At 31.2% G+C, this 21515-nt stretch carries 23 protein-coding genes; all 23 read left to right on the top strand.

Going from position 1 to position 21515, the window contains the following annotated elements; all coding sequences use genetic code 11:
• The first annotated feature begins 125 nt into the window (after positions 1-125).
• Complete coding sequence (gene trmD, locus ENO17_02515; GenBank protein HER23913.1) at positions 126-932, top strand: tRNA (guanosine(37)-N1)-methyltransferase TrmD; 807 nt, start codon at positions 126-128, stop codon at positions 930-932.
• Between the two features lie 74 nt (positions 933-1006).
• Positions 1007-1351, top strand: a complete 345-nt coding sequence (gene rplS / locus ENO17_02510; GenBank protein HER23912.1) for a 50S ribosomal protein L19 — start codon at positions 1007-1009, stop codon at positions 1349-1351.
• Between the two features lie 4 nt (positions 1352-1355).
• The gene (locus tag ENO17_02505; GenBank protein ID HER23911.1) at positions 1356-2054 is read left to right on the top strand and encodes a ribonuclease HII; all 699 of its coding nucleotides are present in this window, start codon (positions 1356-1358) and stop codon (positions 2052-2054) included.
• 201 nt (positions 2055-2255) lie between these two features.
• Complete coding sequence (locus ENO17_02500; GenBank protein ID HER23910.1) at positions 2256-2630, top strand: YraN family protein; 375 nt, start codon at positions 2256-2258, stop codon at positions 2628-2630.
• A 75-nt stretch (positions 2631-2705) separates the two neighbouring features.
• A complete protein-coding gene (locus ENO17_02495; GenBank protein HER23909.1) occupies positions 2706-4241 on the top strand; it encodes an ATP-binding protein in 1536 nt (511 codons plus the stop codon).
• A gap of 57 nt (positions 4242-4298) precedes the next feature.
• Positions 4299-4964, top strand: coding sequence for a ribulose-phosphate 3-epimerase (gene rpe, locus ENO17_02490; GenBank protein ID HER23908.1), 666 nt, complete (start codon positions 4299-4301; stop codon positions 4962-4964).
• A 110-nt stretch (positions 4965-5074) separates the two neighbouring features.
• A complete protein-coding gene (der, locus tag ENO17_02485) occupies positions 5075-6466 on the top strand; it encodes a ribosome biogenesis GTPase Der (protein HER23907.1) in 1392 nt (463 codons plus the stop codon).
• Position 6467: 1 nt separating this feature from the next.
• A complete protein-coding gene (plsY, locus tag ENO17_02480) occupies positions 6468-7070 on the top strand; it encodes a glycerol-3-phosphate 1-O-acyltransferase (GenBank protein ID HER23906.1) in 603 nt (200 codons plus the stop codon).
• 206 nt (positions 7071-7276) lie between these two features.
• Positions 7277-8458: a DUF362 domain-containing protein gene (locus tag ENO17_02475; GenBank protein ID HER23905.1), complete on the top strand. Its 1182-nt coding sequence runs from the start codon at positions 7277-7279 to the stop codon at positions 8456-8458.
• 31 nt (positions 8459-8489) lie between these two features.
• Complete coding sequence (gene topA / locus ENO17_02470; GenBank protein ID HER23904.1) at positions 8490-10640, top strand: type I DNA topoisomerase; 2151 nt, start codon at positions 8490-8492, stop codon at positions 10638-10640.
• Positions 10641-10687: 47 nt separating this feature from the next.
• Positions 10688-11596 carry a tyrosine recombinase XerC gene (locus ENO17_02465; GenBank protein HER23903.1) on the top strand — a complete coding sequence of 303 codons (909 nt, stop codon included), beginning with the start codon at positions 10688-10690 and terminating at the stop codon, positions 11594-11596.
• A gap of 29 nt (positions 11597-11625) precedes the next feature.
• On the top strand, positions 11626-12156 hold the full coding sequence (hslV, locus tag ENO17_02460) for an ATP-dependent protease subunit HslV (protein ID HER23902.1): 531 nt from the start codon (positions 11626-11628) through the stop codon (positions 12154-12156).
• 24 nt (positions 12157-12180) lie between these two features.
• Positions 12181-13599, top strand: a complete 1419-nt coding sequence (gene hslU / locus ENO17_02455) for an ATP-dependent protease ATPase subunit HslU (protein ID HER23901.1) — start codon at positions 12181-12183, stop codon at positions 13597-13599.
• A 353-nt stretch (positions 13600-13952) separates the two neighbouring features.
• On the top strand, positions 13953-14663 hold the full coding sequence (gene rpsB / locus ENO17_02450) for a 30S ribosomal protein S2 (protein HER23900.1): 711 nt from the start codon (positions 13953-13955) through the stop codon (positions 14661-14663).
• Positions 14664-14698: 35 nt separating this feature from the next.
• Complete coding sequence (tsf, locus tag ENO17_02445) at positions 14699-15298, top strand: translation elongation factor Ts (protein HER23899.1); 600 nt, start codon at positions 14699-14701, stop codon at positions 15296-15298.
• A gap of 207 nt (positions 15299-15505) precedes the next feature.
• Entirely contained in the window at positions 15506-16225 is a 720-nt protein-coding gene (locus tag ENO17_02440) for a UMP kinase (protein ID HER23898.1), read from the top strand.
• 2 nt (positions 16226-16227) lie between these two features.
• On the top strand, positions 16228-16785 hold the full coding sequence (locus ENO17_02435) for a ribosome recycling factor (GenBank protein HER23897.1): 558 nt from the start codon (positions 16228-16230) through the stop codon (positions 16783-16785).
• 39 nt (positions 16786-16824) lie between these two features.
• Positions 16825-16995, top strand: a complete 171-nt coding sequence (locus ENO17_02430; GenBank protein HER23896.1) for a 4Fe-4S dicluster domain-containing protein — start codon at positions 16825-16827, stop codon at positions 16993-16995.
• Positions 16996-17085: 90 nt separating this feature from the next.
• The gene (locus ENO17_02425; GenBank protein HER23895.1) at positions 17086-17829 is read left to right on the top strand and encodes an isoprenyl transferase; all 744 of its coding nucleotides are present in this window, start codon (positions 17086-17088) and stop codon (positions 17827-17829) included.
• Positions 17813-18631, top strand: coding sequence for a phosphatidate cytidylyltransferase (locus ENO17_02420; protein HER23894.1), 819 nt, complete (start codon positions 17813-17815; stop codon positions 18629-18631). The genes ENO17_02425 and ENO17_02420 overlap by 17 nt, the downstream gene beginning before the upstream one ends.
• A gap of 30 nt (positions 18632-18661) precedes the next feature.
• Positions 18662-19825, top strand: coding sequence for a 1-deoxy-D-xylulose-5-phosphate reductoisomerase (locus ENO17_02415; GenBank protein HER23893.1), 1164 nt, complete (start codon positions 18662-18664; stop codon positions 19823-19825).
• 101 nt (positions 19826-19926) lie between these two features.
• On the top strand, positions 19927-20973 hold the full coding sequence (rseP, locus tag ENO17_02410) for an RIP metalloprotease RseP (GenBank protein HER23892.1): 1047 nt from the start codon (positions 19927-19929) through the stop codon (positions 20971-20973).
• 26 nt (positions 20974-20999) lie between these two features.
• Positions 21000-21515: 4-hydroxy-3-methylbut-2-en-1-yl diphosphate synthase (locus ENO17_02405; protein HER23891.1), on the top strand; the 516-nt coding region annotated here is incomplete at its 3' end.

Here is a 21515-nt window from a genome sequence, read left to right as displayed (position 1 = left end):
GATATATATATAGTTAAAGATAAAACGAAAAAAGAAGTATTTATTCCGGCTATTCATGATGTCATAAAAGAAGTTAATTTAGAAAAAAAGAGAATAATCATAAATATGGTAGATGGATTAATATAATGAGTAACTGTTTGGAAATCGATATATTAACTATTTTTCCCAACATGTTTAAAAGCCCTTTTTCAGAAAGTATATTGAATAAGGCTCAAGAACAAAGATTGATCAAAATAAATCTCATTGATCTTAGAGACTTTACTTTGGACAAACATAAGACTGTAGACGATTATTCCTATGGTGGCGGTCCTGGAATGGTATTGAAACCTCAACCAATATGGGACGCCGTAGAAGAGATAAAAAAAAACAAATCTTCATTTCCTTTAAAAATTATTATTACTTCTGCACAGGGGAAGATTTTTAACCAGGCAATGGCGAAAGATTGGTCGAAAGAAAGTAGATTATTAATCATTTGTGGTCGCTATGAAGGTATAGATGAGCGGATACTCCAGCTTCTTGATGCAGAGGAAGTATCAGTCGGAAACTTCGTGGTAAGCGGAGGAGAATTGCCAGCTATGTTAATGGTAGATGCAGTTTCGAGGATGGTTCCCGGAGTAATAGGAAAAGAAGAATCTATAGTCAATGATTCATTTTATAACGGATATCTTGATTATCCTCATTATACCAGGCCTGATGATTTTAAAGGTCTTAAAGTTCCGGATATATTGCTTTCGGGTAATCATAAAGAAATTGAAAAATGGAGAAGAGCGCAGTCTCTATTAAGAACTTTAATTAGAAGGCCAGAGATTTTTAAAAATATAAAATTATCAAAAAGAGAGTTAACTTTACTCAAAGAATTTGAAAAAGATTTTATAGAATATTTTAATAAAAAGGCAGGAAAAAAGAGGATAAAAATAGAAAAAAATACCTAACCTAAGATATGTAAAAACGTATAGTAGATAATTAGAAAATGTTATTAAAAAAATATTCAGGAAGGATGATTTTTATGATAGATTATATTAGACAATTAGAAGAAGAACAATTAAAAAAGGAGAATAGCGACTTTGTAACTGGTGATACAGTCGAAGTTTATCAAAAAATTATTGAAGGCACCAGAGAAAGAGTGCAGATATTTAAAGGGATTGTAATAGCTAAAAAACATGGTGGAAGCAAAGAATCATTTACAGTAAGAAAAATATCCAAAGGGGTTGGGGTCGAAAAAATATTTCAACTTCATTCACCGAATGTAGCAAAAGTAGTAGTTTTAAAAAAAGGGAAAACCCGAAGAGCAAAATTATATTACTTAAGAGATAGGATTGGAAAAACTAGCAAAGTTAAAGAAAAAAGATAATTAGATGGTGCTTGAAGTAAAAGATAAGAAAATAAGAATAACCCAACCCATTATTTATAATTATCAGAGAAAAATTAAAAAGTTATATGCAGAAAGATTAAGGATCTATAAGCTCTATAGCTATGAAAGCCAGTTAAAACTTGAAGGATGCTCTTTAGTTGCCGGAATAGATGAAGCAGGCAGAGGATCATTGTCCGGGCCCGTAGTGGCTGCCGCAGTAATTTTGCCCTGCCAACTATTTATTCCCAATGTTAAGGACTCTAAAAAGTTAAATCCAAACCAAAGAACAGAATTATATTTTTATATCTTAAATAAGGCAAATGACGTGGGAATCGGAGTTGTAGAAGCTAACATTATTGATCAAATAAATATCGCTCAGGCTTCCTTTTTGGCAATGAAAAAAGCTATTTTAAATTTAAAAAAAGTACCTGATCATTTATTAGTGGATGGCTTTAAAATTCCCCAACTCAATATTTTTCAAACGCCACTAATCAAAGGGGAGGATAAAAGCATTTCGATTGCTGCTGCCTCTATAGTTGCTAAAGTCTATAGAGACAATATTATGGTACAATATGACCAAAAATACCCGCAGTACCTTTTCAAAAAGAATAAAGGTTATGGCACAAAAGAACATTTAGAAGCCCTATTTAAATATGGTCCATCAGAAATACATAGAAAAAGTTATAAGAGAGTGGTAAGCTAACTGATGAAACAAGAAATTAGTCATTAATATATTAGTTATCTGGTAAACTAGTTAGTGTAAGAAGATATGACCTGAGTTGTGCCCCTACTTCTTTACCTTCTCTTACATTTTTTTAAACAACTAAGCAGATAGCTAAATAACTAATTAACCATTTCTTTACAATTATATTATAAATATTATGAAAATAGATGATGATTTAAGATGGAAAACCTAGGAAAATATGGTGAAAAAATAGCTTCTAAATATTTAGAAGAAAAAGGTTACAAGATTAAAGAAAGAAATTTTCGTACCTTCTTGGGAGAAATAGATATTATTTGTGAGTATAAAGAAAATATCATTTTTGTAGAAGTAAAAACAAGACGTTCTGGTCGGTATGGATATCCAGAAGAAGCAATCAATCTTAATAAACAACGGAAAATAATTAAAAATGCTTTATGTTATTTAGCTCAATACAATCTTTGGGGAAAAAAATATTGCTTTGATGTAATATTGATCAGTATTTCTAACCATCAGGATCTAAAAAGGTTAAAACATATCAGGAATGCATTTTATCTTAACGATAATCATGCTTTTTAATTGTTTATTCTAATACAATACTCGATATACAGTAGGTAATGCGAGTTACTATCCACCAAAAAAGTAGGTGTTTTTTTGCTATCTAAATTATATAGTGCGGCTATATTCGGAGTAGATGCTTTTATGGTAGAGATCGAAGTGGATATTCATCCCGGATTGCCTTCATTTAATATCGTAGGATTACCCGATACAGCAGTTCAAGAATCCCGAGAAAGAGTTAGAGCTGCCATAAAAAATTCTGAGTTTGAATTTCCCATGCAGAGGATTACCGTAAATCTTGCCCCTGCGGATATCAAAAAAGAAGGACCTATTTTTGACCTATCCATTGCTCTGGCAATATTAGTTGCCAGTAAGCAAGTTGAGCCCTTTCTGTTCAATGAATATCTAATAATGGGTGAATTATCTTTAGATGGAAGCATAAAACCGGTAAACGGATTACTTCCTATTGCTTTGATGGCAAAAAAAATGAGTAAAATAAAATTGCTTGTTCCCAAAGAAAACGCTAAAGAAGCAGGAATAATTAAAGAATTAAAAGTATTTCCAGTTAATTCACTTTATGAAGTAATTGAATTTTTAAATAATAGAATATCTATTAATCCAATATCTGTCGATTTAGAAGAAATTTTTAAATTAAGCGAAACCAGTTTGTTAGATTTTTCTGAGATTAAAGGACAGGAACACGCCAAAAGAGCTTTCGAAATTGCGGCAGCGGGAAGTCATAACATTATCATGATTGGCCCACCAGGTTCGGGAAAGACCATGCTTGCACGCAGACTTCCCACTATCCTCCCTTCTTTAACTTTGGAAGAATCGATAGAAATTACCAAATTGTATAGTATTGCGAACTTACTTCCACCAGATATCCCTTTGGTTACGGATAGGCCTTTTCGGGCTCCACATCATACTATCAGTAATGTTGGATTGATCGGAGGAGGTAAGACACCCAAACCCGGAGAAATTAGTTTGGCGCACAATGGTGTTCTATTTTTAGATGAATTACCGGAATTTTCTCGAAGTGCTTTAGAATCTCTACGTCAACCCCTGGAAGACGGTATAGTCACCATATCACGCTCTTTGAGTACTATTAGTTATACTTCCTCTTTTATGTTAGTAGCTTCTCTAAATCCCTGCCCTTGCGGCTTTTATGGTGATCCGGTTAAAGCATGTACTTGTAGTTCGTCTCAAATTGTTAAATATCGTTCAAAAATATCGGGACCACTATTAGATAGAATTGACATTCATATTGAAGTTCCCCGAATAAATTGTCGAGAAGTTATGGAAAAGGATTTTGAAGAAGATTCTTTTACGATAAGAGAAAGAGTAGAAAGAGCAAGGAAAAAACAAAGGGAAAGATATCATAAAGACAGCATTTTTTGTAACGCACAAATGTCAAAAAGGCAGATTAAAGAATTTTGTAATATTGATAATAATGCTAAAAATTTACTATACAAGGCAATGGAAAAGCTAAATTTAAGCACCCGGGCTTACGACCGTATATTAAAGGTAGCTCGAACCATAGCTGATTTGGAGGAATCAAAGAAAATAGAAATTTCTCATTTGTCAGAAGCAATTCAATATAGAAGTCTTGACCGTAAATTATGGTTATACTAGCAATGATCAAAGGTTTTAAAATATACTATTTTAGATGAATAGGATGGTGATTTAATTATGATAAAAAAATTAGCTCCATCAATCTTGGATGTAGATTTTACTTGTTTGGGTAGAGAATTAAAAAAAATAGAACGTGGAGGAGCAGATTTACTTCACTTAGATATAATGGATGGAAATTTTGTACCCAATATTTCCTTTGGTCCTAAAATAGTAGAATCAATTAAAAAAATAACCTCTCTTCCCTTAGAAGTTCATTTGATGGTAGAAAAACCTGAAAATCATATTAAATCATTTGTTAATGCCGGTGGAGATATTATTATTGTACATTATGAAACATCTAAACATCTCGACAGGCTTATCCAAACCATAAACGAATCTGAGGCAAAATCCGGTATCGCTCTAAATCCGGCAACACCTTTATGCCTTATTAAATATTTAATCAATAAAATTGATTTCTTATTATTAATGACAGTTAACCCGGGTTTTGGCGGGCAAAAATTTATTCCGGAGATGATCGATAAAATAGAAAAGGCAAGGAAAATAATAGATAACCAGAAAAACTTAATCATTTTAGAGGTTGACGGTGGAATAAATTTAGATAATATTTCTGCAGTAAGTAAAGCTGGAGTAGATATAATGGTGGTTGGTCAAAGCATAACTAAAAGCAAAAATCCAGAGATAACCATAAAAAAAATAAAAAAGATTTTAAATCAGAGCCGTTAATCAATAAATACTAACACATAGTATTTAGCTTATAGCGTTTAGATTTGGTTATACAGTTAGTTGGCTATAAGGGGTGCCTGTAAAAAATCTGTTTTTAATTATTTTTGAAAATGAACTTGTTACTGGTTATTTATTACTTGTTACTATGCATTTTGTACAAGATAGGAGTAGTCATTTTGAGAAAGCCTGTTGTTGCGATTATAGGAAGAATAAATGTCGGGAAATCTACCTTATTTAATAGAATTATTAAAAAGAGGACCGCTATTGTAGAGAACCATCCTGGGATTACTAGAGATAGAATATATGCAGAATGCGAATGGAAAGGAAGGCAATTTACTTTGGTAGATACCGGAGGCGTCGATTTTATAAAAAGAGAGGAAATGCAAAAAAAAATAACCGTACAAACAGAATTAGCTATTGAAGAGGCGGATTTGATAATATTGTTGGTCGATATCAAGGAGGGGATAAATCCGGATGACTTTAAGGTAGCAAAAACAATTAGGGAAAAAAATAAAACAAGTATCTTGGTTGCCAATAAAGGTGATGTAAAGGGGAGCGAATTAAAATTATATGAATTTTACGAATTAGGATTCGGAGAGCCTTATATTATTTCGGCAGAACACGGATTAAATGTTAATGATTTGTTAGATAGAATAGTTTCCTACATTTCAGAATTAAAAACAGAATTAGAAGAGGAAGAGAGTATAATAAAAGTATCAATTCTGGGGAAACCCAATGTAGGAAAATCGAGTTTATTAAATCGCATTTTAGGTGAAGACAGAATCATAGTCAGCGAATATCCAGGTACTACAAGAGATGCCATTGAAGTAATTTTTAAACATAACTCCTTAAGATTATTGTTTATTGATACCGCTGGCTTAAGGCAAAAGGCGAAAAAGAAAGAAGATGTTGAATTTTTCAGTACACTGAGAACTTTAGACGCGATACATAATTCAGATATCGTATTATTAATACTGGACTCTGCTCAGGGAGTAAGCACTCAAGATAAAAAAATTGCAAATTATATTCAAAAAGAAAGAAAAGCCTGTATTATTATTCTGAATAAATTTGATTTAATTAAAGAGAATATAGATAGAAAATTATTTATAGACGAGGTAGAATATGAATTATCCTTTTTAAAAAAATCGCCCATTATAATGACTTCTGCTCTAACCGGTTATAATATTGATAAAATTATTTCCAAGATAAAAGATGTTATCTTACAATATAGCAAAAGAATACCTACTCCGGTATTGAATTCTTTTATCAGTGAAATTATTTCTAAAAATCCTCCAAAGTATGTAGCAGGAAATACTCTTAAAATTAAATACGCTGTTCAAACTGGAGTAAAACCACCTAAATTTCTATTATTTGTAAACAATCCTAAATTAATGTATACTTCTTATCATAAATATTTAGAAAATAAATTTTATGAAACCTTTGGTTTTGAAGGTTCGCCGATAGTCATTAATTCAGCGAAAAAAGAGGGGAGAGAAAGATAGCATGAAAATTATTTTAGTTATTATAAGCTGTTATCTTTTAGGATCAATTCCTTTTGGTTATATTGTAGTTAAATTGTTTAAGAAGGTAGACATAAGGGAATTAGGGAGCGGTAATATAGGTGCAACTAATACACTTAGAATATTAGGACTTCCATTAGCTTCTTTGGTCGCAATTGGTGATATAGGAAAAGGAATTTTTGCTATCTGTTTGGTAAAATATCTAAATCTCGACACTCCATTAATTTTAACTATTGCCGGATTTGCCGTAATATGTGGTCATGACTGGTCTGTATTTCTCAGGTTTAAAGGAGGGAAAGGGATCGCAACTACCTTAGGGGTTATTTTTACTTTAAATCCAACTATATCAATTTTAGCGGTAATAATTTGGGGAATTGTATTAATAGCCACAAGATATGTCTCCCTATCATCTATTTTTGCCTTAATTACACTTTTTATTTTTAACATATTATTAAAACAGCCCTATGAATACATTATATTCAGTGCAATAGTTATGATTCTCGGTATTTTTAAACATAAAGACAATATTAAAAGATTAAGATTAAAGAAAGAAAGAAAAATCGGAGAGAAGATCAAAATAGATTAATTGTTACTGTGATATCAGTTATTCGTAAGTAATAGGATAAATGGTTAGTATCCGATATCCATTAGTCAGGAGTCATAGGAATATAAAATTACTTCGCAAGTAATATAGTCTTGTAATTGAAATAATTTTGAATGCCGGATTCTGTCCCCCTATTTTTCTTTTTTAATCAATTAACCAGAAAGCCAAATAACCATATATATTAATGTATGAGCAAAAACTCTGCATGCTTTAGGTTATTTTGTACCAGATTTTCGATACAATTTAATTTTGATAGAGGAAATATGTCAAAAGTCATAATCAGTGATGTACAAAATAATAGGATACCAGAAATAATAGAAAATATTTTTGAAATATTTGGAATAAAAGAGAAGGTAAAAGATAAAATAATTTTAGTCAAACCAAATCTTTTAGGAGCATTCCCTCCGGAGAGAGGGGTCACTACTGACCCAAGAATCATTTCTGCTATTGTTCAGGAATTAAAAAAATATAAACCTAAAGAAATAATAGTTGGAGATAATTCCGGGAGTATTCATTTTGACCCCTTAAAAATAGCAAAAATTACCGGAATATTAGATGCCTCTTGCGGTTGTTATAGTAATATTGCCAAAGAGATAGTAAAAGTAAAGATAGATTCACCCTTTATTAAAGAATTATTTATTTCTAAGATAGTTAAACAGGCTGATTATATTATTAATGTTCCAAAATTTAAAACTCATGGTTTAACTACTATTACTGGAGCTCTAAAAAACATGTTTGGTATTATTCCAGGAGGAAAAAAAGCTAAATTACATACTTTTTCTCGATCCATTAAAGAATTTGCTGAACTTTTAATAGATATTTATCAAATAAGAATACCGGATTTAAATATCATGGATGCTATAATTGGTATGGAAGGTCCCGGGCCTACTAATGGAAAAGCAAGAATTATAAATAAAATATTAAGCAGCGATAATGGCGTCTCCCTGGATTCCATTATGGCTTCTATGATGGGGATTAATCCTAATTCAATTGAGTTATTACAGGTAGCTAAGGAAAGAGATTTGGGGGAGACAAATATCTCCAATATAATTATTGATGGAGAATTAAAAGTAATTCCAGGGTTTAAAATCCCAAATAGTGGTATTTTAAATTTTATAAGAAAAGCAGCGGTTCCTTATGCTTTTAGTTTTGCATCAGTTAAACCGATAGTTGATCATCATAAATGTAAAATTTGTAAAAAGTGTATTGAAGTATGTCCTGCTTCAGCAATGAATTTGACCAATAATTTTCCTGAGGTGGATAGAAAGAAGTGCATTTCTTGTTTTTGTTGTGATGAGCATTGCCCTTATGGGGCAATAATATTGCCTTCCTGGCCGCAAGATATATTTCAACGATTAAAAGGAAAATAAAAAATACAAAAAATATTTTCAAGGAAAAAAAATGAGTAAATATTTAGTGATAGTAGAATCGCCTACCAAAGAAAAAACCCTAAAAAAAATATTAGGCAGGGATTATATGATTAAATCGAGCAAAGGACATTTAATTGATCTGCCTAAAACAAAATTAGGAATATCTATTGAAAATAACTTTCAACCAGAATATGTGGTTATTCCTAAACAAAGAAGAATATTGAAAGATTTAGAGGAAAGCACCAAAGGCAAAGAGAGGGTTTTTTTAGCTACTGACCCGGATAGGGAAGGTGAAGCTATGGCTTGGCATATTGCCCAAAAACTACAGGTAATAGAAGGGAAAAGTAGGGTTTACTTTAATGAAATAACTGAAAGAGCTGTATCCCAAGCTTTTGAAAAACCAAGGGAAATTAATCTTAATATGGTTAACTCTCAAAAAGCAAGGAGATTATTGGATAGACTGGTAGGTTATAAGATTAGCCCGTTATTATGGAAAAAGATTGGTAAAAAATTAAGCGCAGGAAGGGTGCAATCAGTAGCATTACGTTTAATATGCGAAAGAGAAGAAGAAATTGCAAAGTTCAAAATAGAAGAATACTGGACTATCAATGCTTTATTTAAAAAAAAGGAAGATAAAAAGGCAGAACCTTTTGAGGCAAGATTATTTTCAATTAAATCTAAGAAAACAACGATTAAAACTAAAAAAGAAGCCTTTGAAATTTGTCACGAAGTAAAGAATCATGATCTCTATGTTAAAAATATAACTAAAAAAAAGGAATCGAAAAACCCGTCACCACCGTTTATTACTAGTACTTTACAGCAAGAAGCATTTAATAAATTGAATTTTCCCATTAAAAAAACCATGTTAATAGCCCAACAATTGTATGAAGGCATCACCTTGGGTAACAAAGGAAATATCGGTTTGATAACCTATATGCGGACTGATTCGATAAGAGTATCCGATGAAGCAAAGAGTGAAGCAAAAAAATATATTGATGAACATTATGGTAAGGATTTTGCCAAATCATCTCAAAATATTAAAAAAGTGAAGAATATGGCAAAAAACATAAAGATTCAGGATGCTCATGAATCTATTAGACCAACTTATATACTAAATCATCCGGAATCGATTAAAAAATATTTAACTATTGACCAATATAGATTATATAACTTGATCTGGCAAAGATTTATAGCAAGTAGAATGAAAGCTGCCTATTTGGAGAAAATTTCTGTAGATATAGAATCAGGATATTATATCTTTAGAACTTCAGGCTATCAGATATTGTTTAAAGGATATATGATCCTATATGATCAAAATAATCAAGAATTAAATAAAATTCCTGATCTTAAAGAAAAAGATCAACTCCAGTTGTTAAAAATTGAATCAAATCAATCCTTTACCAAACCGCCTCCCAGGTATACAGAAGCCAGCTTAGTAAAAAAATTAGAGAAAGAAGGGATAGGACGACCAAGTACTTATGTACCAACGATTAGCACCTTACAATATAGGGTTTATGTTAAAAAAGCAAATAAAAATTTTAAGCCTACGGAATTAGGAATTACTGTAAACACATTTTTAGTTAAATATTTTTCTGATATTATAAATATTGCTTTCACTGCGAAAATGGAAAAGCAGCTTGATGAAATCGAAGCGGATAATAAAAAATGGGAAATAGTTTTAAATGAGTTTTACCAAGCCTTTTCCCGTGACTTGGAAAAAGGGGATCAAGCGAAAAAAATTGAAATACCAAAAGTATTTAGTGATATAATTTGTGATCAATGTGGCAGCAAGATGTTAATAAAAACTGGGCGTTTCGGAAAATTTTTAGCATGTTCAAATTTCCCCCATTGTAAGTACACAAAACCTTATTTAGATAAAATTGGCGTACCTTGTCCGGAAGAAGAATGTTCAGGCGAGATTATTAGAAAAAAAACTAAAAAAGGAAAAACCTTTTATGGATGTAGTAATTATCCGAAGTGTTCTTTTGTAACCTGGAGTAAACCCGTTGATAAAAAGTGCCCCCAATGTGCTCATATTTTACTAATAATGAAAGATAGGAAAGATGGCTTTTATTATAAATGTAGTAATTCTGCTTGTAATTATAAAGAATTTATTAAAGAAGATAAACAAAAATCAACTGAAAACAGCAAAAAGCTTAATGAAAATAAGTTATCAGATTAGGAAAATAAGCTCCCCAGCAAAATTATAAAAGAGAGAAGTGCTTTAAATTGAAAGGAAAAATAAATTTATATATTACTTATCTCAAGAATGAAAAAAACTATTCACCCAATACTATTATTTCCTATAAAAATGATTTATTGCAGTTAGCAAATTATTTTAAGGACTTTAAAATCATTCAGGGAGATACTATAAAAGATATTAACCGCAGTATCCTGCGAAAATATATTGTATTTTTAAAGAAGTGCAATTATTCAACAAGAAGTATTGGTAGAAAAATATCTACTATCCGTTCTTTCTTTAAATTTCTATTAAGGGAAGGTATATTGAAAATTAATCCGACTATTAATTTATTTACACCCAAAATAGATAAAAAATTACCCTTTTTTTTATACTTACAAGAAATTAATAAACTTATTGAAGCGCCGTCTGCTCATACAATATTGGGAAAGAGAGACAGGACAATCCTTGAATTACTTTATGGTACTGGGATGAGAGTCGGAGAATTGGTAAATTTAACTATTCAGGATATAGATTTGAATGAAAAAACAGTTAAAGTATTCGGAAAGGGTTCAAAAGAAAGAATTCTTCCCTTAGGCAATCCAAGTATAAAAGCCATACAGGAATATATTACTTGCAGAAATTTGTTCATAAAAGATGAATCTATTTTAGAAGGTGACTTAAATATATTTTTATTAAATCGTTTTGGAGGAAGACTTTCAGCAAGAAGCATACGTAGAATTATTATTAAATATATGAAAATAGCGGGTTTAAACAAAAAAGTAAGCCCTCATGTTTTAAGACATTCATTTGCTACGCACCTTTTAGGAGGCGGAGCGGACTTACGTTCGGTTCAGGAACTTTTGGGGCACGAGAGTTTATCTACAACTCAAATATATACTCACATTACCAAAGAAAGACTAAAAATAGTTTATGATAAATCTCACCCTAGATCTTAATAAAAAAGCTTAAAAAGGAGATAAAAAAGATGTTTAAAGGTACTACCATCTTAGCGATAAAACATAAAGGAGAAGTCGCTATTTCTGGTGATGGACAGATAAGCATGGGTAATACTATCATGAAAAATAATACTAAAAAGATTCGAACACTTTATAATGGTAAAATACTTACTGGATTTGCCGGAGCAAGTGCGGATGCTATGACTCTATTTGAAAAGTTTGAGAAGAAAATAGAAGAACTTCATGGGAATTTACCTAAAGCAGTGATTTCTTTAGCTCAAGAATGGCGAACAGATAAAATATTAAGAAAGCTAGAAGCCATATTAATTGTTGCTGATAAAGCACAAATATTTATAGTTTCCGGAACTGGTGATATAATAGAACCGGACGATAATATCGCTGCCATCGGATCGGGTGGTCCTTATGCCTTAGCTGCAGCAAAAGCTTTGGTTAAGTATTCAAATCTATCCGCTCAGGAAATAGCTTTAAAAGCATTGCAGATTGCTGCATCAATTTGTATCTATACTAATGATAAAATTACAGTGGAAAAGTTAAAATAGAAAATAAAGGAGGACCTAAAATTGATTAATGATTTAACCCCTTCACAAATTGTTTCCGAACTTGATCAATATATAGTTGGGCAAAATAATGCCAAGAAAGCAGTAGCAATTGCTTTAAGAAATAGAATCCGAAGGCAGAAATTGCCTCTGGAGTTAATAGATGAAGTGTCGCCAAAAAATATTATAATGATCGGTCCTACCGGAGTTGGAAAAACGGAAATCGTTAGAAGATTGTCAAAATTAGTAAAAGCACCTTTTGTAAAGGTGGAGGCAACAAAATTTACCGAAGTAGGTTATGTAGGGAGAGATGTGGACTCCATAATAAGAGATCTAACAGAAGTAAGCGTTCAATTAGTTCGTAAAGAATGGGCAAGCAAAGTTGAAGAAAAAGCAAAACAATTAGTTGATGAAAAAATAATAGATTGTTTATTTCCCGTATCAAACAAAAGGAAAGAAGAAAGAGAAAATTTTATAGATAGTTCGATATATTCTGAAACAAAGGAAGAAGAAAATAATGAAACGGTTGATATTATAACTAAACAAGAGGAAAGAGAAATAAGGTTTGAAAGAACTAGAAGTAAATTTAAGGAAAAATTAGAAAAAGGGGAGATCGAAAATAGAGTAATTGAGATCGAGGTTGATGAAAATATTCAACCGACAGTAGAAGTTTTTTCAAACTCAGGAATTGAAGGAATGGGAATCAACTTTAAAGATATTCTGGGTAGAATGTTTCCTCAAAAAAGAAAAAAACAAAAAGTTACCATCGCAGAAGCTCGTAAAATATTGCTTTATAATGAAACTCAAAAGTTAATCGAAATGGATGAAGTAATTCGAGATGCTGTTAATAAAGTGGAAAATTTGGGAATTGTTTTTATTGATGAGATCGATAAAATTGCTACCCAAGAAAAATCTTATGGACCAGATGTATCTAGAGGAGGAGTACAAAGAGATATATTACCCATTATTGAAGGTTCAACAGTTATGACCAAATATGGAGCAGTAAAGACCGATCATATTTTATTTATAGCCGCCGGTGCTTTTACTACTTCAAAGCCTTCCGATTTAATACCTGAATTACAAGGTCGTTTTCCTATTAGAGTTGAATTAAATATTTTAAATAAAGAAGATTTAAAAAAAATATTAACCGAACCTTGTAATTCGCTAATAAAACAATATGTAGCTTTGCTTGCTACCGAAGGTTTAAAAATAAAAATTGCCGATGATGCGATTGACGAGATTGCTGAAACCTCTTTTTTAGTCAATGAACAGACAGAAAATATTGGAGCAAGAAGACTGTATACTATTTTAGAAAAATTATTGGAAGATATTTCTTTTAACGCTCCCAATCTAAAAAAGAAGAAATTTATTATTGATAGAAGTTATGTAAAGAAAAAATTAAACAGTATTGTGAAAAATGAAGATCTAAGCAGATATATTTTGTAAACCGATAATTGACCAATTCACCAATTTATAGATTTACCGATTAATTTAGTATTAATGAATAGTAATTCGTACTGTCAATTGTGTGAAGAGAACCCGATTTTAGTTATCGATAATTATTTTATTAAAATTTTTGCTATTATGGTTATGTTTTATGCTAGTTTTTCTTAACAGAATACGAAATATGATATAGCTAATACTGTATTTATTTTCTTGATTTAGAAAAAAAACTGTGTTATACTATCTTTGATTTTATGGGTGTTGTGTTGTATTAAAATTACAGCATTTGTAATAATTCTAAAATGAAGTAAAAAATAGAAGTATAAATTATAAAAATGAAAACTGGAGGGTAGTAGATGAGTGTAATTTCAATGAAACAATTACTAGAGGCAGGGGTGCATTTTGGTCACCAAATGCGTCGATGGGATCCCAGAATGAAGTCATATATTTTTACAGAAAGAAATAATATTTATATTATTGATCTTCAACAGACTGTAAAACTAGTCGAGATTGCTTATGATTTTATAAGAGAGATATCTAGTAATGGCGGTAATATATTATTTGTAGGAACAAAAAAACAAGCCCAAGAAGCCGTTAAAAACGAAGCAGAAAGGTGTGGCATGTTTTATGTGAACTATAGATGGTTAGGTGGAATTTTAACTAATTTCAATACGATTAGAAAGAGAGTAAAAAGACTTCATGAACTAGAAGAAATGGAAAGTAATGAAATGTTTGAAATTCTTCCTAAAAAAGAAGTAATTAGTTTAAAAAGAGAAAAAGAAAAGCTCGAAAAAATATTAAGCGGAATCAAAGATATGGAAGAGCTTCCGACAGCAATATTCATAGTTGATCCTAAAAAAGAGAAAATTGCCGTTGCCGAAGCCATTAAACTTTCTATCCCTGTAGTAGCCATTGTGGATACAAATTGTAACCCGGATGAAATTGATTATGTAATTCCGGGAAATGATGACGCTATTAGAGCAGTAAAACTAATTTCATCGGTCATTGCAGATGCAGTTCTTGAAGGAAAGAAATCAACAATTGAGAAAGTTATTGAAACAGTGTAAAACATAATATATATAAAGGAAACAAGGAGATAGGGATGAACATTAATGCTCAGATGGTTAAGGAATTACGAGGAAAAACAAGTGCTGGAATGATGGATTGTAAGAAAGCTTTAAAAGCAACTGAGGGAAACATGGAAAAGGCAATGGAATATTTACGTAAAAAAGGGATAGATGCTGCTGCTTTAAAAGTTAAGCGGCAAGCATTAAATGGAAAAGTAGAATCCTACATTCATTTATACGGTAAAATAGGGGTTTTGGTCGAAATAAATTGTGAAACGGATTTTGTTGCTAATACCGAAGAATTTAAAGAATTCGTGAAAGATATAGCGATGCAAATTGCTGCTTTAAACCCTAAATATATTTCCAGAGATGATGTTCCAAATAGTGTAATTCAAAAAGAAAAGGAAATATTTTTCGCCCAAGTTGAAAAAACAGGTAAACCTGCTCCCATTATTGAAAAAATTGTGGAAGGTAAACTGGAAAAATATTTCAAAGAAATTTGCTTAAAAGAACAACTATTTATTAAAGATAATAACAAAAATATTAATCAATTATTATTAGAATTAATTTCTAAATTGGGCGAAAATATAGTAATTAAAAGATTTGCCAGGTTTCAACTGGGCGAGGAAATTTAAAATTATTATGCCACATATCATATATATTATATAGCAAAGAAGATAAAATCTTAGAGGTATAAACCAGGCGCCAGAACAATCCGTTTATCATGAAAAGATTGGTAATATATTAATATAAAGATATGATTCTCATTGTGCCTGTAGGAAGTCGTTATGAATTAATAAATACTAACTAACTATTAATTATCACGGCAAAGGATAATAATTATGAAAAAGCCTAAATATAAAAGAATTCTTTTAAAACTAGGTGGAGAATCCCTATCAGGAGAAAAAGGCCGTGGTATCGATATACAAAAGATTAATTTCATTGCTAAAGAAATTTCCGAAATAAGAGAATTTTCAGTACAAATAGCAGTGGTAATTGGTGGGGGAAATATCTTTAGGGGTCAAGAAGGGAGCGAAAAAGGTATCAATCGAGTTTCAGCTGATTATATGGGAATGTTAGCTACCATAATTAATGCTTTAGCTCTTCAAGATTCTTTAGAAAAGTTAGGTATTGAAACAAGAGTGCAAACTGCTATAGAGATGAAAGCAGTCGCAGAACCATATATCAGAAGGAAAGCAATTAGGCATTTAGAAAAACACAGGATAGTAATTTTGGCGGCTGGAACTGGGAACCCTTACTTTACTACTGATACTGCTGCTGCCTTAAGAGCAATTGAACTAAATGCAGAAGCAATTCTTAAAGCTACAAAAGTCGATGGCATATATGAGTCCGATCCATTAAAAAATACCAAAGCGTTAAAATTTAATAGTTTAGGTTTTCTCGAGTTCTTAAATAAAGGTCTAAAAGTTATGGATGCAACAGCCATTACTTTATGCATGGAAAATAATATTCCTGTAATCGTTTTTAATTTCAATACTACTGGAAATATCAGAAGAGTCGTATTTGGCGAAAAAATAGGATCAATAGTACAGGGAGGATAGATATGCTGAAGAACTTATCAGATGAAACAAAGATTAGGATGGAAAAAACAATTATATCATTAAGAGATGAATTTACTCATATAAGGACCGGAAGAGCTTCTTCAACACTGGTAGATCGGATAAAAATTTCTTATTATGGTACCTTAACTCCACTAAAACAAATAGCAAATATTTCTATCCCAGAATCAAATTTAATAGTAATTCAGCCTTGGGATAAAAATTGTCTATCGGAGATTGAAAAAGCTATATGGAAATCTGATTTAGGGTTAACTCCCTCCATCGATGGTAATGTTATTCGACTTATCGTACCGCCATTGAACGAAGAAAGAAGAAAAGAGTTAGTAAGACTGGTAAAAAAAGAGGCAGAGAATGGGAAAATAAGCATAAGAAATATCAGAAGAGAAGTAAATGATTCAGTAAAAAAAGAGGAGAAAGAAAGTAATATTTCAGAAGACGATAGTAAAAAATATCAAAATGAAGTACAAATATTAACTGATGAATATATAAAAAGTATAGATAAATTATTAGAGATTAAAGAAAAAGAAATAATGGAAGTATAAAAATCGTTTTGATCATTTGATAAAGAAAGGAGAGTTCGAGTGGCTTATAAAATTACTGATGAATGCATCAAATGTGGCATATGTGTTGATGAATGTCCGGTAGAAGCTATTTTTGAAGGAGAAGAAACTTACCTAATTGATAAAAATAAGTGTACCGATTGTGGAACTTGCGCTGATGTTTGTCCAAATGAAGCTATCATAAAGGAATAAAAAAATATAACCCCCTTCACATTTTATTATATATTAATCTCATTTTTATTTAATATATCTTTAAGGGGGTTTTTTTATAGGTGACAATAAATTATTAATAATCAAAATATAAAAAATAGTTTATTTTATAAGAATAAATTACCCCAGCATCTGGCTATAATCATGGATGGAAATGGACGGTGGGCAGAAAAGAGAGGGTTGCCTCGTAGTGCCGGTCATAGGGAAGGTGCAAAAGCAGTTAGAAAGGTGATAGCTAATTGCTTAAATATGAACATACCCATCTTAACGATTTACGCTTTTTCTACGGAAAATTGGAAAAGGCCTAAAAATGAAGTAACCTACCTACTAAAATTATTGGAAAGAGTATTAGGGAAAGAAAAAGCAAACTTGATTAAAAATAATATAAAAATAAATTTTTTAGGAAGACGAAATGATCTACCTAACTCACTTAATGAAAAGATGAATGAATTAATTGAATCTACCAAGGAGAACAAACAACTTATTTTAAATGTTGCTATTAATTATGGCGGAAGAGCTGAAATCACTGATGCAATCAAATCTATAACACAAAAAATAGTAGAAAAAAAGTTAAATATTGAAGAAATTACCGAAAACACGATAAGAAAAAATTTGTATACATATAATCTTCCCGATCCCGACCTGCTTATTAGAACAGCGGGTGAAATGAGGATTAGCAATTTTATGATCTGGCAAATAGCTTATTCTGAACTTTGGGTAACTCCTATTTTATGGCCTGATTTTGATAAAAACAATTTAATAGAGGCAATAAGAAATTACCAAAAAAGAGTGAGGAAATATGGAGGAAAAACATAATAATTTTGTAAAGAGAACTGTCACTATTATTATAGGGATATTTATTGCCTTCTTAACCATATTTTGGGAAAGATTCCCTTTTTTCATCGTAGTAATCATCATATCTTTGCTTGGCTTAAAGGAATTATATAGTATGGCCAATAAAAAGGGATATAGACCGTTATATCTACTAGGCAGCACACTCGCTTTATACTTTATTATTAGGGTCGATACCATTTTCTGTTTAAATAGCGCTATTGAAAATATAATTATTAGTTTTTTTATTTTAACAACTTTTATATATCAATTATTTAAAAAAGATTATTCACGGGTATTGGCCGAGCTATCCATTACCATTTTTGGGAGCATTTATTTAGGATATCTGCTATCCTTCATACTAAAAATAAAAAATTTACCAAATGGAAACTATTATCTTATTTCTCTATTGATTATTACCTGGGCCAATGATACCGGAGCCTATCTTATTGGTACTAAATTTGGCAAAAATAAAATATTTCCCAAAATAAGCCCTAAAAAAACCATTGAAGGATCGATTGGGGGAATTGTATTTTGCCTCGTTATCACATTTTTCTTAAAAAACTGGTTAAATTTTAATGTTAAAGAATTACTTTCTCTAGGCTTGATTATTTCAATAATAGCACAATTAGGCGATTTATGTGAATCAATATTGAAAAGAGGTTCGGGAATTAAAGATTCAGGAAGCTTGATCCCAGGTCATGGAGGAATATTAGACAGTCTCGATAGTCTGATATTCACTGCACCCATATTTTATGGTTATCTAATTTTATTCATTTTAAATTAATAAAATTTTTTGAAAGTAAGAGATAGAATCATGCAAAAAAAAATAGTGGTTTTAGGCTCAACAGGTTCGATAGGAAAACAAACCTTAGAAGTTATAAAAAAATATCCAAACGAATTTGAAGTATCAGCTATAAGCGGTTGGGAAAACACAAATTTTATTAAAGAGCAGATAAATATTTTTAAACCCAGGGTAGCAGTAGTCAAAAATGAGTATATTGCTAGAAAACTAAAAAAAGACTTAGAAAACTCGAGCACTACTAAGCTATTATGGGGAACTGAAGGATTAATAGAAATATCAACCTTGGATGAAGCTGATATTATTATAGTGGCAATAACAGGAGTAGCCTCTCTCATACCAACTTTTGAAGCTGTAAAAAAAGGAAAGGTAGTTGCTTTAGCTAGCAAAGAAGCAATGGTCGTAGCGGGTGAATTATTAATTAATGAGGCAAACTTAAGAAATACAAAAATATTACCTATAGATAGTGAGCACAGCGCAATTTTGCAGTGTCTGGATAATGAACCAAAAGAATGTGTCGAAAAGATCATTTTAACTGCTTCTGGAGGTGCGCTTTATGATTTTACCGAAGCTGCCTTAAAAAATGTTTCAGTTGAAGATGCACTAAATCACCCCACCTGGAAAATGGGGAAAAAGGTTACTATTGATTCTGCTACCTTAATGAATAAAGGGTTAGAGGTAATTGAAGCAAAATGGTTTTTTAATATACCGGCGAGCAAAATAGAGATAGTTATTCACCCTCAAAGTTATGTACACTCAATGGTTCAATTTGTTGATGGTGCTATTCTGGCTCAAATAAGTGAACATGACATGAGGATTCCTATACAGTACGCCCTATTTTACCCCCGTAGAGCGATTAATAACTTTCCTCGATTAGAATTAACCAAAATGGGGCAACTAACTTTTAAAAAACCATATTTTAATAAATTTCCTTGTATCAAACTTGCTTATCAGGCATTAGAGATCGGGGGAACAATGCCAGCGGTATTAAATGGAGCAAACGAAATTGCAGTTGATGCTTTCTTAAATAATCAGATAAACTTTTCCTCAATTCCTTTAATTATTCAACAAACCATGAAAGAACACCAACCAAAGCATAACCCAAATATCAGTGATATCTTAGATACAGATTACTGGGCTAGGGAGAGAGCTTTGGATTTTTGTATAAATATAAAATAATTAAATCTTTCTAAGTATTTAACAAAGGGAAATTTCAACACGAGAGAAGAGAAAATGCTAATGGTTAATTTAATAACAATTTATTTAATTTGGGAGTAAAAATGTTAACCGTAATTGCTTTTATATTTGTTTTTAGTATATTAATATTTTTTCATGAGTTAGGTCATTTTATTGCCGCTAAATCTTCCGGAGTAAAAGTATATAAATTTGCTTTTGGTTTCGGACCAAAAATATTAGGATTTATTAAAAACCAAACAGAATATCTAATATGCTTGATACCTCTCGGTGGCTATGTAAAAATGGCTGGAGAAATGGGACAAGAAGATGATAAAGAAAAATTAGAAGAGGTACCCGAAGAGCAAAGATTTGATAAGAAATCATTGGGGATTAGAGCACTAATAGTAGGCTTAGGACCTTTTATGAATATTATTACTGCAGTTGTTATATTCAGTATTATTTTTTTTGTAAATGGAATTCCGGTAGTGACTAATTATGTATCAACAGTTGTTGAAAAGGGTCCAGCTGAACAAGCTGGAATTCTTTCCGGAGATAAAATTATAGCAATCGGCTCAATAAAAATGGAAGATCCCGATAAAATCGCCAATGTTATAAATAATAGTTCAGGAGAAGAACTGCAAATAACTTTGGATAGAGAAGGGGAAATCATTAATGTTTTTGCAATTCCGGAATATAATGAGGATTATAAAAAGGGATTAATTGGAATTACTTTTGGGATATCTGCCGAGAGGATTAATATTTTTAGAGCCTTTGCCAAGGGATTAATGGTCACTTTGAATATTATAACGCTAATATTCTCTAATACTTTGGAGATGATCACTGGAAAAGTTCCTGTTGAGATAGCAGGACCCTTAGGCATTGCTCAAATGACAGGAGAAGCAGCAAAATTAGGCTTCTTAAACCTGTTATATTTTACTGCAATTTTAAGTATATTTATAGGATTATTCAATCTTCTTCCCATACCCATCTTGGATGGTGGGCATATAATAATTTTAGCGATAGAAAAAATAAGAGGTAAACCTTTAGAAGCGAGAAAAATAAGCTTTATGTATTTAATAGGAATATCCATTATGGCAGCTATTTTTATCATTGCAACATATAAAGATATTTTAAGAATTTTTGTAAAGTAGAAAAGAAGGAAGTTATAGCAATGTATATGAGAAGACAGACCAGGATCGTAAAGGTAGGTAACTTGGAAATTGGAGGAGATGCTCCAATTTCGGTTCAATCCATGACGAATACTGATACAAAGAATATATCAGATACAGTATCCCAGATAATAAAAATGGAAAAAGAAGGCTGCGAACTTGTAAGAGTGGCTGTTCCGGAATTAGAATCATGTTACTCGTTACCGTTGATAATGAAGGAAATAAATATACCCTTGGTTGCTGATATTCACTTTGACTATAAATTAGCTTTAAAATCTATTGAACTTGGAGTAGATGGATTAAGAATAAATCCTGGGAATATAAAAAATTTAGAAAATCTCAAATTAATTATAAAATCAGCAAAAGAAAAAAATGTGCCAATTAGATTTGGGGTGAATTCTGGTTCGTTAGATAAAAATATACTGAAGATGCATAAAAAAGTAACCCCTGAAGCCCTGATAGAAAGCGCTAAGAATATTATCAAGATATTGGAAGAAGTCGACTATCATAATATTATATTCTCT

Source organism: Candidatus Atribacteria bacterium (assembly GCA_011056645.1).
GTDB classification, from domain to species: Bacteria; Atribacterota; Phoenicimicrobiia; order Phoenicimicrobiales; family Phoenicimicrobiaceae; genus Sediminicultor; species Sediminicultor quartus.
The sequence above is the reverse complement of the archived record's forward strand: the minus strand, read 5'-3'. Positions and strand labels throughout refer to the sequence as shown.

Coding starts and splice junctions, on each gene's coding strand:
- trmD (HER23913.1), top strand. CDS start 126: ATGAGTAACTGTTTGGAAATCGATATATTAACTATTTTTCCCAACATG.
- rplS (HER23912.1), top strand. CDS start 1,007: ATGATAGATTATATTAGACAATTAGAAGAAGAACAATTAAAAAAGGAG.
- ENO17_02505 (HER23911.1), top strand. CDS start 1,356: ATGGTGCTTGAAGTAAAAGATAAGAAAATAAGAATAACCCAACCCATT.
- ENO17_02500 (HER23910.1), top strand. CDS start 2,256: ATGGAAAACCTAGGAAAATATGGTGAAAAAATAGCTTCTAAATATTTA.
- rpe (HER23908.1), top strand. CDS start 4,299: ATGATAAAAAAATTAGCTCCATCAATCTTGGATGTAGATTTTACTTGT.
- der (HER23907.1), top strand. CDS start 5,075: ATGAACTTGTTACTGGTTATTTATTACTTGTTACTATGCATTTTGTAC.
- plsY (HER23906.1), top strand. CDS start 6,468: ATGAAAATTATTTTAGTTATTATAAGCTGTTATCTTTTAGGATCAATT.
- ENO17_02475 (HER23905.1), top strand. CDS start 7,277: ATGAGCAAAAACTCTGCATGCTTTAGGTTATTTTGTACCAGATTTTCG.
- topA (HER23904.1), top strand. CDS start 8,490: ATGAGTAAATATTTAGTGATAGTAGAATCGCCTACCAAAGAAAAAACC.
- hslV (HER23902.1), top strand. CDS start 11,626: ATGTTTAAAGGTACTACCATCTTAGCGATAAAACATAAAGGAGAAGTC.
- rpsB (HER23900.1), top strand. CDS start 13,953: ATGAGTGTAATTTCAATGAAACAATTACTAGAGGCAGGGGTGCATTTT.
- tsf (HER23899.1), top strand. CDS start 14,699: ATGAACATTAATGCTCAGATGGTTAAGGAATTACGAGGAAAAACAAGT.
- ENO17_02440 (HER23898.1), top strand. CDS start 15,506: ATGAAAAAGCCTAAATATAAAAGAATTCTTTTAAAACTAGGTGGAGAA.
- ENO17_02435 (HER23897.1), top strand. CDS start 16,228: ATGCTGAAGAACTTATCAGATGAAACAAAGATTAGGATGGAAAAAACA.
- ENO17_02420 (HER23894.1), top strand. CDS start 17,813: ATGGAGGAAAAACATAATAATTTTGTAAAGAGAACTGTCACTATTATT.
- ENO17_02415 (HER23893.1), top strand. CDS start 18,662: ATGCAAAAAAAAATAGTGGTTTTAGGCTCAACAGGTTCGATAGGAAAA.
- rseP (HER23892.1), top strand. CDS start 19,927: ATGTTAACCGTAATTGCTTTTATATTTGTTTTTAGTATATTAATATTT.